Here is a 14,966-nt window from a genome sequence, read left to right as displayed (position 1 = left end):
TGCTTTCACAGCATTCCTTATACTGTATATAAATACAGTATAAAGGATCTTCTCATGACCGCCCGCCAACCGCCGCGCGCCCGCAAGGGCCGCGGCGCCACCTATGACCCTCCCAACCGCTTCGCCCCGACCGTCAGCGAAGCCGTCGACGACGGCTGGTGGCAGGACGCCGTGCCCGAGCATATCGCCACTCATGTCACAGACGAGACGAGCAAGAGCGCCCTGTCGTGGAATCGCTCCCCCGATCTGCCCTTCGATCGCTCGCTGAACCCTTACCGGGGTTGCGAGCACGGCTGCATCTATTGCTATGCAAGGCCCAGCCACGCTTACTGGGATCTGTCGCCGGGCATCGATTTCGAGACCCGGCTGATCGCCCGCACCGGCCTCGTCGACCGGCTGCGCGAAGAGCTCTGCAAGCCCGGCTATGTCTGCCGGCCGATCAACCTGTCCGGCAATACCGACTGCTACCAACCATTGGAAGCCGAGCGCGGCACGACCCGAGCAATTCTCGAGTTGCTCCTGGCGTGTCGCCACCCGGTAATCCTGGTGACCAAGGGCGCGCTGATCCTGCGCGATCGCGAGCTGCTCGCCGCGATGGCCGCCAAGCGCCTGGTGCGGGTCTTCGTCAGCCTCACCAGCCTCGACGCCGAACTCAAGCGCAGCCTGGAACCGCGCGCTGCCTCTCCGGCAGCGCGCCTCAAGGTCATGCGTGAATTGAATGCCGCCGGGATTCCCGTGGGCGCCTTGCTGTCACCGATGATTCCCGGGCTCAACGACCATGAACTCGAGCGGTTGCTGGAAGCCGCGCATGAAGCCGGCGCAAGCTCGGCCGGCTGGACGCTGCTGCGATTGCCCCACGAGGTGGCGCCGCTGTTCGAGGACTGGCTCGAGCAGCACTACCCGGAACGGGCCGCCAAGGTCATGAGCCTGATTCGCCAGTCGCGGGGCGGCGCCGACTACGATTCGCGCTTCGGTCAGCGCATGCGCGGCGAAGGCGTGTTTGCCGAGATGCTGGCGCAGCGCTTCCGGCGTGCCAGCCGCCGGCTGGGGTTCGCGCAACGGGGCGATAGCCTACTGGATTGCAAGCACTTTCGCCCGCCCCGACGGCAGGGCGATCTGTTCGGGTAACATGGACGCTCACATCCGAACCGACTCCGCACGCAGCTGGGCTATTCATGAATGCCGGATTACCTCAAGAGCAACAGGACGAACGCATGACAGACCGAAACGCACGCCATCAGCAGTCGATGCAGAAACTCAAGACCCATGTCGATGGGCGCGTCGCCGCCGCGACCGAGCAACGCGGCCTGCTCATGGTCTTTACCGGCAACGGCAAGGGCAAGACGACCGCCGCCTGGGGCACCGTCACTCGCGCGCTCGGCTACGGCTACCGGGTCGGCGTGGTCCAATTCATCAAGGGACTGTGGGAATGCGGCGAGCGCGAGCGCCTGGCCGAGGACGCCAACCTGGAGGTCGCGGTGATGGCCACCGGCTTCACCTGGGAAACCCAGAACCGCGACAGCGACATCGCCGCCTGCCAGAATGTCTGGCGCGAAGCCGAGCGCATGCTCGCCGATCCCGGGGTCTATCTGGTGGTGCTCGACGAGCTCACCTACATGCTCAAGTTCGGCTATCTGGACTTCGCGACGCTCGAGCAGGCACTCGCCAAGCGTCCCGCCGAACAGACGGTGATCGTCACCGGGCGCAATGCCCATCGCGACCTGCTGGCCATGGCCGATACGGTGACCGAAATGCAGGAGATTCGTCACGCGTTCAACGACGGCCTCCAGGCACGCCGCGGTATCGATTATTGAGCGGGGCTTTTATTGAGCGGGCGTTGCCCCCTCATCTGCCGAACGACGCAGCGCGGCACACGCCTGGGCCATGGCATCGAGCAGGCGCGGGCCCGGCCGACTGATCCAGTCCGGCTCGAGGGTATACAGCTGACCGTTCGCCACCGCCGGCACCAGCGACCAGCGCTGCCACGCCGCCTGCCAATCATCGTCGCGCGCGGCTCTGAGAATCACCGTCGGTCGCGCGGCGATCAGCGCCTCGCGGCCGATCTGCGGCACCAGCACCGGCTGCTCGGCAAATAGCGGCACCCCCCCGCAGGCGCGAATCACCTGGCTGACGATGTGCCCGCCGGCCAACGTCGTCAGCGGACTGGCCCCCAATTGATAAAAGACCCACGGCGGCTCGTCGAAGGTCTGTTTCAAGGCCGCCAGGCGCGCCAGATAGACCGCCGACTGGTATTGACCACGTTGGCCACGCCCGGCGAGCCGGCCTAGATCGCGCAGATTCTCGGCCACATCGGACAAGGCACGCGGTTCGCTGGCGTAGACGGCAATGCCTAGCTCGCGCAGGCGTTCGATCAGTGCACCCGGCGTGCCGCTCGCCCAGGCCACCACCAGATCCGGCTCCCGGGCCAGTACCGCTTCGAGCGGGATGCCACGATAGTTGCCCACCCTCGGTAGGCGGAGCGCCGCCGCCGGGTAGTCGCTGCCGTCGATCGCCCCGACCAGCGCATCGCCCGCCCCGACCTTGTAGAGCATCTCGACCGCGTGGGGCGCCAACGCCACGATGCGCGTTGCCGGCCTATCCAGGCTCACCCGATCGCCGTTGTCGTCGACGGCCGTGACGGCCGCCGGCGCCTCGGCGGCCAGCCCCAGCGACAGCGCGACTATTCCGGCCACTCTGCGTATGAAACTCATAGCCACCGCGCTACTCTCTTCATGTTCTGTTCATTCATAGCCGAACTGCAAGGAGGCTTCATGCCGTCACGTCACGCCCTCGCTTCACGACTCCAGCCCCGCTCGCTGCTTGTCGCCCTGCTACTCGGGGGGCTGCTCGGCGCCGCTGGCACGTCCCAGGCGCAGAGCCTCCCCGGCACGCCCTCCGAGCATCGCCTGCAGGTCCAGGCACGCTCCGAGCTGAGCGTGGCGCCCGACATGGCGACGCTCGAGGCCCGGCTGTGGGAGCGCACCCCGAGCGTCGCCCGGGATGGCAGCGAACGGGCCGATCCCGGCGCGTTGGCCAAGGCCCGCGACAGGCTGGAGTCACGCACCGGTGAATTGATTCGCCGACTGGAAAGCCAAGGCATCGACAGCGCGGCGATCAGCGCCGGCTCGCTAATCGTGCGTCCGGACTACATCCAGCAGCCGGGAGACAACGGCGAGCCCGGTCAGGCCCTGGTGCGCACCCAGCTCGAACGTCCGATCAGCCTGCGTATCGACGACCTGGCGCGACTGCCGGCGATCCTCGATGCGCTGACCCAGGCCGGTGTCGATGCCCTCGATGGCGTCACCTATGACCTCAAGGATCGCGATGCAGCCACCGACAAGGCTTTGAGCCAGGCGCTGGACAAGGCCCGTCGCAAGGCCCGATTGATGGCCAAGGCCCTGGATATCGGACTCGGCCAGGTCATCCAGATCGAGGAAACCGGGGCGCCACGCTACTCGCCGCAGATGATGTCGATGCGCAGCGATGCCATGGAAAGCAAGGCCGCGCCCGAATATCGCCCCGGCGAGATCACCCTCGACGCCAGCGTCAGTGTCGCCTGGGAGATCGAGCCGTAAGCCGTAAGCCGTAAGCCGTAAGCCGTAAGCCGTAAGCCGTAAGCCGTAAGCCGTAAGCAATATGGTTTATATCTACTTACAGCTTATAGCTTACAGCTCGAAACTCAGGTGTTAATGGTTTCAATACCGCCCAGGTAACCGCGCAGCGCCTCGGGCACCGTGATCGAGCCGTCGGCCTGCTGGTAGTTCTCGAGCACCGCCAGCAGGCAGCGCCCCACCGCCAGCCCCGAGCCGTTGAGGGTATGCAGCAATTGCGGCTTCTTGGCCGCCGGGCTGCGATAGCGCGCCTGCATGCGCCGCGCCTGGAAATCCTCGCAGTTGGAAACCGACGAGATCTCGCGATAGGTCTGCTGGCTGGGCAGCCAGACCTCGATGTCGTAGGTCTTGCTGGCCCCGAAGCCCATGTCGCCGGCGCACAGCGTGACCACCCGGTAGGGTAGCTCGAGCGCCTTGAGGATCGACTCGGCGTGCCCGCGCATCTCTTCCAGTGCGGCGTAGCTGGTCCCGGGCTCGACCATCTGCACCATCTCGACCTTGTCGAACTGATGCTGGCGAATCATTCCGCGGGTGTCCTTGCCGTAGGCGCCGGCCTCGCTGCGAAAGCACGGGGTATGCGCGGTGAGACGGATCGGCAACGCCGCCGCCTCGACGATGGTGTCGCGGGCGAAGTTGGTCAGCGGCACCTCGGCGGTGGGGATCAGGTAGTAGTCGCTGTCGCCCTCGAGACGAAACAGATCCTCGCCGAACTTGGGCAATTGGCCGGTGCCGGTCAGCGAGTCGCTATTGACGATGTAGGGCACGTAGCACTCTTCGTAGCCATGCTCGAGGGTCTGGCGGTCGAGCATGAACTGCACCAGCGCGCGGTGCAGTCGAGCGATCGGGCCACGCATCACGGCGAAGCGCGAGCCGGTCAGCTTGGCGGCCAGCTCGAAGTCCAGATAGCCCAGTTTGGCGCCCAGGTCGACATGATCCTGGACCGTGAAATCGAACGTCCGCGGCGTGCCCCAGCGGTGCAGTTCGACGTTGTCGGCCTCGTCGGCGCCCGCGGGCACGCTCTCGTGGGGCAGGTTGGGCAGGCTGGCCAGCAACGCATCGAGCTCTCCCGCGACCTCGTTCAACTGCGCCTTGGCCGCGTCGAGCCGCTCGCCCAGATCGCTGACTTCGGCAAGCAACGGCTCGATGTCCTCGCCGGCGGCCTTGGCCTGGCCGATCGCCTTGGAGCGTGTGTTGCGCTCGCTCTGCAATTGCTCGGTCTCGGTCTGCAGGTCGCGGCGCCGGCGTTCGAGCGCCTCGAACGCGGCCGTATCCAGGGTGAAGCCGCGCAGGGCCAGGCGTTGCGCAACGTAATCGAGCTCGCTGCGAAGCAGTTTGGGATCGAGCATGGGATCCTTTCCGTTAACGTGACAGGCGAAGAAAAGCGTGATCGGCGTCGAACCCACGACGCGAGTGTCGGACCATTGTAAGAAAAACCGTGGCCATGGGCCACGCCGAGGGAACGAGCGCCGCCGGACATCGTGCGGCAATCGCCGATCTCGGTTAAGGTAGACGGTCACCGATCGCCAGCCAACACTCCCGAGATCATGATCGCACGACTCGACTCTCTCTCCCGCGTCGACGCCCGCTACCTGGCGTTCCTCGAGGCCCTGCGTCAGGCCGGCTTTCGCGGCGATATCGCCCCGGACTACGCCAACCGCGCCGTGCTGGCCACCGACAACTCGATCTATCAGCGCCTGCCCCAGGCGGTGCTCTATCCACGCGACGCCGACGACCTGCAACGCCTCGCGCGGCTGGCCGGGGACGGCGCGTACCGCGACATCGTGCTCGCCCCGCGCGGCGGCGGCACCGGCACCAACGGCCAGTCGCTGACCGACGGCCTGATGGTCGACGTCTCGCGCTACATGAACGAGATCCTCGAGATCGACGTCGAGCGTCGCCGCGTACGGGTCCAGGCCGGGGTGGTCAAGGACCAGCTCAACGCCGCGCTCAAGCCCCACGGGCTGTTCTTCGCCCCGGAGCTGTCGACCTCCAACCGCGCGACCCTCGGCGGCATGATCGCCACCGACGCCAGCGGCCAGGGCAGTCGCGAATACGGCAAGACCCGCGATCACGTGCTGGCGCTGGATACGATCCTGCTGGGCGGCGAGCGTTTCGAGAGCCGGCCGGTGAGCGACGACGAGCTCGCCGCGCTCTGCGCGCGCGACGATATCGTCGGTGAGATCCATCGTGTTGCACGCGACATCATCGATAGCCAGCGCGAGCGGATCGAGGCGGTGTTTCCGCCGCTCAACCGCTGCCTGACCGGCTACGACCTGGCGCACCTGCGCACCGCCGAGGGGCTTTTCGATCTCAACAGCGTGCTGTGCGGCGCGGAGGGTTCGCTGGGTTTCGTCGCCGAGGCGACGCTCAACGTGCTGCCCATCCCGCGCCATTCGCTGCTGGTCAATATCCGCTACAGCGGCTTCATGGATGCGCTGCGCGACGCCAAGGCACTGATGGCGAGTCATGCCAAACCGACCTCGATCGAGACCATCGACGACAGCGTGCTGGCCCTGGCGATGGAGGATTTCGTCTGGGACAGCGTCGCCGAGTTCTTCCCCGCACCGGACAACAACCGCCCGGAGCCGCTCAGCGAGGGTGTCGACGTCGTCACTTCACCGGCCACGCGCCGTGCCGAGATGCCGGCGATTCGCGGCATCAACCTGGTCGAATTCAACGACGACGACCCGGCGGCGCTGAACGCGCGGGTCGCTGCCTTCTGTCGCCATCTCGAGCAGGACACCAGCGTCGAGCGGCTGGGCTACACCCTCGCCGAGGGCCGCGAGCAGATCGGCCGCGTCTACGCCATGCGCAAGCGCGCCGTGGGCCTGCTCGGCAACGCCAAGGGCGAGAAACGCCCGATTCCGTTCGTCGAGGACACCGCGGTGCCGCCCGAGCACCTCGCCGATTACATCGCCGAGTTCCGCGCGCTGCTGGACGGCCGCGGACTCAGTTACGGGATGTTCGGCCACGTCGACGCCGGCGTGCTTCACGTGCGCCCGGCGATCGACATGAAGGATCCGGTACAGGCGGCATTGATCCGCGAGCTGTCCGACGCGGTCGCGGCACTGACCCACAAGTACCATGGCCTGCTGTGGGGCGAGCATGGCAAGGGGGTGCGCTCGGAATACGCGCCGACGTTCTTCGGCGAGCTCTACCCCAGCCTGCAACGCCTCAAGGCGGCGTTCGACCCGCATAATCAATTGAACCCGGGCAAGATCGCCACACCGGCGGGCGCCAGTCCTGACGTTGCCGAGACGCCTGTCAAGTGGGTCGATGCCGGGCTGTTGACCGTCGATGGCGTGCCGACCCGCGGCGAACTCGATCGCCAGATCGACGAGCGGGTGTGGCGCGCACATGCCAGTGCGGTGTACTGCAACGGCAACGGTGCCTGCTACAACTACGACCCCGACGATGCCATGTGCCCGTCATGGAAGGCTACCCGGCAGCGCATCCATTCGCCCAAGGGTCGCGCCAGCCTGATGCGCGAGTGGCTGCGCCTGCAGGGCAACGCCGGCATCGACGTACTCGAAGAGTCACGCAGGAAGAAGACCGAAGGCGCCTGGGGCTTCGTTCGCGACGTCCCGCTGCGCCTGCGCAACACCCTGGCCAAGCGTCGCGGTGAAAGCGATTTCTCGCACGAAGTCCATGAGGCGATGGCCGGCTGCCTGGCCTGCAAGTCCTGCGCCGGCCAGTGCCCGGTCAAGGTCAACGTGCCCGAATTCCGCGCCCAGTTCCTGGAGGTCTATCACGGCCGCTACCTGCGCCCGCTGCGCGACTATCTGATCGGCGGCCTGGAGTTCTTGGTGCCCTATCTGCAGCCGGTGGCGCCGGCGTACAACGCCCTGCTCGGCAACCGCCGAGTCGAGCGCTTGCTGGCCGGCCCCATCGGCATGGTCGACAGCCCGCGGCTGTCGCGGGCGAGTCTCGCCAGGCAGCTGCGTGCCTGGGGCATCGGCGAGGCCACGCCGACCGCGCTCGGCCTGCTCAGCGAGCGCCAGAAGGCACGCAGCGTGATTCTGGTCCAGGACGCCTTCACCAGTTATTTCGAGTCCAAACTGGTGATGGATATCGTCGAGCTGCTGACGCGGCTCGACATCCGCGTGTTCATACCGCCGTTTGCAGCCAACGGCAAGCCGCTCCACGTGCAGGGCTTTCTCGGCGCCTTCGAGCGCACCGCCGCCAGGCAGGCAAGGCGCCTCGGGGCGCTGGCCGAAAGCGGCGTGCCGCTGGTGGGCATCGACCCGGCGATGACCCTGACCTATCGCCAGGAATACGCCCAGGCGCTGGGCGCGGATAACGCGCCCGAGGTGCTGCTGCTGCAGGAATGGCTGGTGTCACTGGGTGCACGCCTGCTGCCCCCGGGTATAAGCCCCGACGATCCCGGTTACAAGCTGCTCTCGCACTGCACCGAGCGCACCAACGCGCCGGGCTCGCCCAAGGCCTGGCAGCAGGTGTTCGCCAACGCCGGGCTCGGGCTCGAACTGGTCGCCACCGGCTGTTGCGGCATGTCCGGCACCTACGGCCACGAAGCGCGCAACCGCGAGACCTCCGAGGCGATCTACGATCTCTCGTGGCGCGCCCCGGTCGAGGACCCGGCCAATGCCGGCACGCTGCTGGCCACCGGCTACTCCTGTCGCAGCCAGGCCAGGCGGCTCTCGGACACGGCGCTGGCGCATCCGCTGCAGGGCCTGCTGGCGGCCATCAAGCGCGCCTGATCGGCAATCGGGACCGTCCGTGGTATCGCCGCTGGTCCAGACGCTGCGCGCGTTAGCATCTTACCCAGAACCTGCGCCGGGAAGCCATCCTCATCGATCCGGTGGGCGCGATCGGCGCGGTGATGGTCTATGAATTCGTCGCCTTCGGCCTGGCTCAGGGCACCATCTCGCATACCCGCAAGTCGGCGCGCAGCGAGGCTGAACGCGGCTGGAAAGTGCTCAAAATTAGAAGAACAGCCGGCGCAGCGCCGAGCCCGGATCGGCCTCGCGCATGAACGCCTCGCCGACCAGGAAGCCGTTGACGCCGTATTCGCGCATGTGTTCGACATCGCCGCGGGTATGGATGCCCGACTCGGTGATCACCGTCACCTGCTCGGGAATGCGCGAAAGCAGCTGAAAGGTGGTGCCGAGGCTGGTCTCGAAGCTGTGCAGGTCGCGATTGTTGATGCCCACCAGCGTCAGTTCCAGCGCCAGCGCACGCTCCAGCTCGAGAGCGTCGTGAACCTCGACCAGCACGTCCATGCCCAGCGCCACGGCCTGCTGATGCAGATCCTTGAGACGGGCATCGTCGAGCGCGGCGACGATCAGCAGGATGCAGTCGGCGCCGATCGCTCGTGCCTCGCTGACCTGGTAGCCATCGACGATGAAATCCTTGCGAATCACCGGCAATTCGCAGGCGTTGCGCGCGGCGATCAGGAAATCCTCGTGACCCTGAAAGAAATCCGCATCGGTGAGCACCGACAGGCAGCTCGCCCCGGCCTCGGCGTAGGCCTTGGCGATCGCCTCGGGATCGAAGTCATCGCGGATCACGCCTTTCGACGGCGAGGCCTTCTTGACCTCGGCGATCACCGCCGGGTCGCCGTCGGCGATGGTCCGGTCGAGGGCCTTGACGAAGCCGCGCGGCGCGCTCTGCCCGCGGGCCCGCTCGAGCAGCGTCGCCTCGGCGACCCGCGCCCGCCGCGCGGCGATCTCCTCGTCCTTGCGAGCGAGGATCCTGGCGAGGATGGTCGGTAGTGCGCTGTTCTGGCTCATCGAAGTGCCCCGTTGTGTTCGGCGAAGACCCGCGCGAAATCGGCGAGTTCCTTCATCTTCTCGCGGGCCAGGCCGCTGTCCATGGCGTCCTGGGCGAGTGCCACGCCCTCCTTGATGCTGGTGGCGATGTCGCAGGCATACAGCGCCGCGCCGGCATTGAGCGCAACGATATCCGCCGCCTCGCCCTCGCCGGCCAGCGCTTCACGAACCAGCCGCAGGCTATCCTCGGCGGTGACCACCTTGAGCGGCGCCAGCGAGCGGCGTTCGATGCCGAAATCCTCCGGGGCGATGGTGTATTGCGCGACCGTCCCCTCGCGCAGCTCGGCGACCCGCGTCGGCGTCGCCAGCGACACCTCGTCGAGGCCATCCTCGGCGTGCACCACCAACACGTGCCGGCTGCCCAGACGCTTGAGCACCTCGGCCATCAGCGGCACCAGCTCGGCCTGGTAGACGCCCAATAGTTGATGCTGGGCGCCGGCCGGGTTGGTCAGCGGGCCGAGGATATTGAAAATCGTGCGTACCCCCATCTCGCGACGCGGGCCGATGGCGTGGCGCATCGCCTTGTGGTGCATCGGCGCGAACATGAAGCCGACGCCGACCTGCTCGATGCAGCGCGCCACCTGGGCCGGCTCGAGATCGAGCTTGATCCCCGCGACGTCGAACAGGTCGGCGCTGCCCGACGATGACGACACGCTGCGGTTGCCGTGCTTGGCGACATGCCCGCCGGCAGCGGCGACCACGAAGCTCGAGGCGGTGGAGACGTTGAACAGGTTGGCGCCGTCGCCGCCGGTACCGACGATGTCCACCAGGTCGTCACAGCTCACGCTGACCGGGGTCATCAGTTCGCGCATGACCTGCGCGGCGGCGGTGACCTCGTCGATCGACTCGCCCTTCATCGACAGGCCGATCAACAAACCGCCGATCTGGGCATCACTGGCCTCGCCGGTCATGATCGTGCGCATCACCGCGTGGGTGTCGGCATAACTCAGGTCCCGACCGCGCATGACCGCGTCGATCGCCTCTCGCATCTGCATGTGATTCTCCTTAGGCGCGGCGTTCGAGAAAGTTCGCCAGCAATTCGTGGCCCTGGCGGGTAAGAATCGATTCGGGGTGAAACTGCACGCCCTCGATGGCCAGCGTCCTGTGACGCAGCCCCATGATCAACCCGGGGGTAATGTCGTCGTCATCGACCCACGCGGTCACCTCGAGACATTCGGGCAGGCTTTCGGCCTCGACCACCAGCGAATGATAGCGGGTGACCTCCAGCGGATCGTCGAGGCCGGCGAACACGCTCTCGCCGCGGTGGCGGATGCGCGAGGTCTTGCCGTGCATCACCTGAGGGGCGCGGACGACCTGGCCGCCATACACCTGGCCGATCGCCTGATGCCCCAGGCAGATCCCGAGAATCGGCAGCTTGCCGGCGAAGTGGCGAATCACGTCCATCGAGATGCCCGCCTCGTTGGGCGTGCAGGGCCCCGGCGAGATGACGATGTGACTGAGCGACATGTGCTCGATATCGGCCAGGGTGATCGCGTCGTTGCGATAGGTCACGACATCCGCCCCCAGCTCGGTCAGGTACTGCACCACGTTGAAGGTGAAGCTGTCGTAGTTGTCGATCATCAGCACGAACATGGGTTCAACGCTCTGATTGTGTTGCATAAGGCTGATTTCGCCTCTCTTGTTACCCGGGATCGTACCCGGATCGGTCAGGGTGTCAGCCGTGCGGGATTCGATAGACACAAAAATGCCGCCCCGCAGGCGGCATTTTCTTCAGTCGTCAGCGTGCCGCCCTCGCTCAGGAGGGCCACCACTGAATCGGCCTGTGTGTCTGTGCAATATTCATATCGCAATACTGCGGTCGGGGGCCAAACGTGTCAAGACGCCCACGCCACACCCCAGGGCTATCGCAGATAGCGTTGTCGCTCGGGGCCGATCCGTCGACAAGCCTGCGAGGAGGCGCTGTGAATACCTCCATGTACGCTACCGACGCCATCCATGGCGTCGGACCTCCTCTTCGGCTTATCCCCGGGGCCTCTTGTCAATTCAACTGCGATTGCCCTGCACCTCACCCAGCGGCTCGGCACTCATTCCAGGTTGTCGAGCCCGCGCTCGGCCATCGCCACGGCGCGGAACAGCGCGCGGCCCTTGTTGAGAGTTTCCTGCCATTCGAGCTCGGGCACGGAATCGGCGACGATGCCGGCGCCGGCCTGGACGTGTAGCTGGCCATCCTTGATCACCGCGGTGCGGATGGCGATCGCGGTGTCCATGTTGCCGTGCCAGGACAGATAACCCACCGCGCCCGAGTAGACGCCGCGCTTGACCGGCTCGAGCTCGTCGATGATCTCCAGCGCGCGGATCTTCGGCGCGCCGGACAGCGTGCCCGCCGGAAAGGTCGCGCGCAGCACGTCCATGGCGCTCATCCCCGGCTTCAGCCGCCCGGTGACCTGCGAGACGATGTGCATGACGTGGGAATAGCGCTCCACCGCCATGTTGTCGGTCACCGTCACCGAGCCGGTCTGGCTGATGCGGCCGATGTCGTTGCGGCCCAGATCGATGAGCATGACATGCTCGGCGATCTCCTTGGGATCGGCCAGCAGCTCGGCCTCGAGCGCGCGGTCCTCCTCCTCGGTGCGTCCGCGCTTGCGCGTGCCGGCGATCGGCCGCACGGTGACCTCGCCGTCTTCCAGCCGGGTGAGGATCTCCGGCGACGAGCCGACCACCTGGTGATCGTCGAGGTTGAGGAAGAACATGTAGGGCGACGGATTGAGGCTGCGCAAGGCGCGGTACAGATCCAGCGGCGGCGCCTGATAGGGAATCGACATGCGCTGCGAGGGCACGCACTGCATGATGTCGCCGGCCAGCACGTACTCCTTGATCCTCTCCACCGCGGCCTTGAAGCCCGCCTCGGTGAAGCCCGAGGTGAAATCGCCCTCCTCCACCGCCGGGCGCCCGCTGCCCGGGCTGACGCTGTTCAGCGTCGCGTTGCGCAACTGGGTCTCCAGCGCCTCCAGGCGCCGCACGGCCCGCTCATGGGCATCGTCTGCGGCCGGATCGGCATGCGTCCACAGCGTCAGGCGGCCCGACAGGTTGTCGAACACCACCAGCTCGTCGCAGACCATCAGCAGGATATCGGGCACGCCGATCGGGTCGGGCTTGGCGGCGACATGCGGACCGCGCAGCCGCGGCTCGATGTAGCGGATGGTGTCGTAACCGAAATAGCCCACCAGGCCGCCGTCGAAACGCGGCTGGTCGTCGAGCCGCGGCACCTTGAAGCGGGCCTGGAACTGTTCGATCCAGGCCAGCGGATCGTCGACCTCGCTGATCCCCAGCTGCTCGCCGTCGGCGATGTGCCGGACCTGGTGGCCACGCACCTCGATGCGCTCGCGGCACGGCAGGCCGATGATCGAGTAGCGGCCCCACTTCTCGCCGCCCTGCACCGATTCGAGCAAAAACGTCCAGGGCGCGTCGGCGAGCTTGAGATAGGTGGAAAGCGGCGTATCGAGGTCGGCGAGCACCTCGCGTGTCACCGGAATGCGGTTATAACCGGCCTGGACCAGTTCGTCGAAACGTGCGGCGGTCATCATACCCAGCATGTCCTTCAAGGCGTTGATCGGATTGGCGTTACGGTGTCGGCGGTGGGTCACCGCGGGGCGTCACCATCGCCAGCGGCGCAAGCCCTTGGCCGGTATGCGCCAACGCGCCTCGATCCGCCTGGAAACAGGATGGACATTCAGCATGGTGGGGTCCGTTGATTGCCGAATCTCATTGATTTGGCGATGCTTATAGCGCAGCCGGATTTCACCCTAAACGAGTTCGATGAGCGATTCAACCAGCCCATCCGGCCCGGCGTCGGCCACCGGTTCCCCATGATTGTAGCCGTAGGGAACCGCCAGGGTGCGAAACCCGGCGCGACGGCCGGCCTCGATGTCGTGACGCGAGTCGCCGACCATCAGTGCCGCCTGGGGTGCCACGCCCAGCGTCTCGGCCACATGCAGCAAGGGAGCCGGGTCGGGCTTCTTCGCGGGCAGCGAGTCGCCGCCCAGCGTCACGTCGAACAGGCCGTCGAGTGCCAGCGCCGCGAGAATCGGCGCAATGAAGGCGTGGGGCTTGTTGGTGACCAGTGCCAGGCGCATGCCGCGCGACTTGAGCCCTTCGAGCGCCTCGCGCGCGCCGGGATACAGCGTGGTATCGACGCACGGCGCCTGGGCGTAAGCGGCCAGGAACTCGCGGTGGGCGCCGTCCAGTTGACGCGCCGCCTCGGTGTCACCCAAGGCATCGGTCAGCGCGCGCTCGACCAGCACGCGCGCGCCGTTGCCCACCCAGTCGCACACCTTGGCCTCGCCGGCGCTGGGCAGCTGCCGAGCGGCAAGCACGGCATCCACGGCCCGCGCCAGATCGGGAACCGAATCGATTAAGGTGCCGTCGAGATCGAATACCACCAGGCGTATGCCTTCAAGCTGCGTCGTCACGTCGCCTCCTTGGCGTTTCTCAGGACAAGCAGGCGCCCTGTGACTCAGCGCTTGCGATGAATTCTTCAGCCAGGCGTGCTTGTTCGCCACCGATTGCTTCTTCAACCATGCCTCGAGCCTGAGCGCCTCGCCGCGCGTGCCGACCGCCTGGCAATGACGCAGCGTCAATGGCCCCTTGCCGCGCAACGCCCGCGCGCCACGCTTGCCGTGGCAATGCTCGCCAAAGCGCCGCTCGACATCGGTGGTGATGCCGGTATACAGCGCCCCGCCGGCGGTCTCGATGACGTAGAGATACCACGGCGATGCATCGCCACGACCCGCTTCGCTCATGCCCGGGTCAGTTCGTCGCGCAAGGCTCGGATCACGCTGTCGTAGCGGTGTGGATCCTCCTCGCGCCGCCCCTTGAAGATCGCCGAACCGGCGACGAAGGTATCCGCGCCGGCACGGGCAATCTCGGCAATGTTGTCGACCTTGACCCCGCCGTCGATCTCCAGGCGGATCGGCCGACCGCTGGCCTCGATGCGCGCGCGGGCCTCGCGCAGCTTGTCGAGGGTACTGGGAATGAACGATTGGCCGCCGAAGCCGGGATTGACGCTCATCAGCAGGATCATGTCGAGCTTGTCCATCACGTAGTCGAGATAGGACAGCGGCGTCGCCGGATTGAATACCAGGCCGGCCTTGGCGCCGCCATCGCGGATCAACTGCAGCGAGCGGTCGATGTGCTCGCTGGCCTCGGGATGAAAGGTGACATAGCTCGCGCCGGCGTCGATGAAATCGCCGATCAGCCGATCCACCGGCTTGACCATCAGGTGGGCGTCGATCGGCGCGGTCACGCCATGCTTGCGCAGCGCCTCGCAGACCATCGGGCCGATGGTCAGGTTGGGCACGTAATGGTTGTCCATGACGTCGAAGTGGACGATGTCCGCGCCGGCGGCCAGCACATCGTCGACCTCCTGGCCGAGGCAAGCGAAGTTGGCGGAGAGAATCGAGGGGGCGATCTTGAAGTCGGGTTTCACGTCGGGCATGGCTCGTCGATCCGGTTCACGAAATCTGGTTCACGAAAAATAGGGGAACAGCCTGGCGAAGTGCTGCGTAGCGAAATAGGCGCGCCGAAAGGCCGTCATTCTAGCGTATAC

Annotated in this window: 12 protein-coding genes; 4 read left to right on the top strand and 8 right to left on the bottom strand. The window is 66.3% G+C overall.

Going from position 1 to position 14,966, the window contains the following annotated elements; all coding sequences use genetic code 11:
- The first annotated feature begins 54 nt into the window (after nucleotides 1–54).
- Together K7I12_RS04670 and cobO are read left to right on the top strand one after the other, a co-directional pair.
- Nucleotides 55–1,128, top strand: a complete 1,074-nt coding sequence (locus K7I12_RS04670; protein WP_231663214.1) for a PA0069 family radical SAM protein — start codon at nucleotides 55–57, stop codon at nucleotides 1,126–1,128.
- A gap of 86 nt (nucleotides 1,129–1,214) precedes the next feature.
- Nucleotides 1,215–1,814 (top strand): cob(I)yrinic acid a,c-diamide adenosyltransferase, encoded by a 600-nt coding sequence (gene cobO, locus K7I12_RS04665; protein WP_031383881.1) that lies wholly within the window; start codon nucleotides 1,215–1,217, stop codon nucleotides 1,812–1,814.
- A gap of 9 nt (nucleotides 1,815–1,823) precedes the next feature.
- Here cobO and K7I12_RS04660 read toward each other — a convergent pair whose 3' ends face one another.
- Nucleotides 1,824–2,711, bottom strand: a complete 888-nt coding sequence (locus tag K7I12_RS04660; RefSeq protein ID WP_231663212.1) for a cobalamin-binding protein — start codon at nucleotides 2,709–2,711, stop codon at nucleotides 1,824–1,826.
- A gap of 60 nt (nucleotides 2,712–2,771) precedes the next feature.
- Here K7I12_RS04660 and K7I12_RS04655 point away from each other — a divergent pair, with 60 nt between their 5' ends.
- The gene (locus tag K7I12_RS04655) at nucleotides 2,772–3,575 is read left to right on the top strand and encodes an SIMPL domain-containing protein (RefSeq protein WP_231663206.1); all 804 of its coding nucleotides are present in this window, start codon (nucleotides 2,772–2,774) and stop codon (nucleotides 3,573–3,575) included.
- A gap of 104 nt (nucleotides 3,576–3,679) precedes the next feature.
- On the opposite strand, the gene serS is transcribed toward K7I12_RS04655, so the two are convergent.
- Nucleotides 3,680–4,957, bottom strand: coding sequence for a serine--tRNA ligase (gene serS, locus K7I12_RS04650; RefSeq protein WP_031383884.1), 1,278 nt, complete (start codon nucleotides 4,955–4,957; stop codon nucleotides 3,680–3,682).
- Nucleotides 4,958–5,155: 198 nt separating this feature from the next.
- Between serS and ydiJ the strand changes: the two genes are divergently transcribed.
- Nucleotides 5,156–8,329, top strand: a complete 3,174-nt coding sequence (ydiJ, locus tag K7I12_RS04645; RefSeq protein ID WP_031383885.1) for a D-2-hydroxyglutarate dehydrogenase YdiJ — start codon at nucleotides 5,156–5,158, stop codon at nucleotides 8,327–8,329.
- 225 nt (nucleotides 8,330–8,554) lie between these two features.
- On the opposite strand, the gene trpC is transcribed toward ydiJ, so the two are convergent.
- The 6 genes from trpC to rpe all read right to left on the bottom strand — a co-directional run bounded on the left by trpC (nucleotide 8,555) and on the right by rpe (nucleotide 14,855).
- Nucleotides 8,555–9,361, bottom strand: a complete 807-nt coding sequence (gene trpC / locus K7I12_RS04640) for an indole-3-glycerol phosphate synthase TrpC (protein WP_231663201.1) — start codon at nucleotides 9,359–9,361, stop codon at nucleotides 8,555–8,557.
- Nucleotides 9,358–10,395 (bottom strand): anthranilate phosphoribosyltransferase, encoded by a 1,038-nt coding sequence (trpD, locus tag K7I12_RS04635; RefSeq protein WP_231663199.1) that lies wholly within the window; start codon nucleotides 10,393–10,395, stop codon nucleotides 9,358–9,360. The genes trpC and trpD overlap by 4 nt, the downstream gene beginning before the upstream one ends.
- A gap of 10 nt (nucleotides 10,396–10,405) precedes the next feature.
- Nucleotides 10,406–10,993, bottom strand: coding sequence for an anthranilate synthase component II (locus tag K7I12_RS04630; protein ID WP_031383888.1), 588 nt, complete (start codon nucleotides 10,991–10,993; stop codon nucleotides 10,406–10,408).
- A 452-nt stretch (nucleotides 10,994–11,445) separates the two neighbouring features.
- The gene (gene trpE / locus K7I12_RS04625) at nucleotides 11,446–12,942 is read right to left on the bottom strand and encodes an anthranilate synthase component I (RefSeq protein WP_231663263.1); all 1,497 of its coding nucleotides are present in this window, start codon (nucleotides 12,940–12,942) and stop codon (nucleotides 11,446–11,448) included.
- 222 nt (nucleotides 12,943–13,164) lie between these two features.
- Nucleotides 13,165–14,160 (bottom strand): phosphoglycolate phosphatase, encoded by a 996-nt coding sequence (locus K7I12_RS17585; protein ID WP_331460574.1) that lies wholly within the window; start codon nucleotides 14,158–14,160, stop codon nucleotides 13,165–13,167.
- The gene (gene rpe / locus K7I12_RS04610; RefSeq protein ID WP_231663197.1) at nucleotides 14,157–14,855 is read right to left on the bottom strand and encodes a ribulose-phosphate 3-epimerase; all 699 of its coding nucleotides are present in this window, start codon (nucleotides 14,853–14,855) and stop codon (nucleotides 14,157–14,159) included. The genes K7I12_RS17585 and rpe overlap by 4 nt, the downstream gene beginning before the upstream one ends.
- Between the last annotated feature and the right edge of the window lie 111 nt (nucleotides 14,856–14,966).

The organism is Halomonas sp. IOP_31, assembly GCF_021151495.1.
In the GTDB taxonomy this organism is placed as follows: Bacteria; Pseudomonadota; Gammaproteobacteria; order Pseudomonadales; family Halomonadaceae; genus Modicisalibacter; species Modicisalibacter zincidurans.
This window is presented reverse-complemented; position numbering and strand designations above follow the sequence as displayed.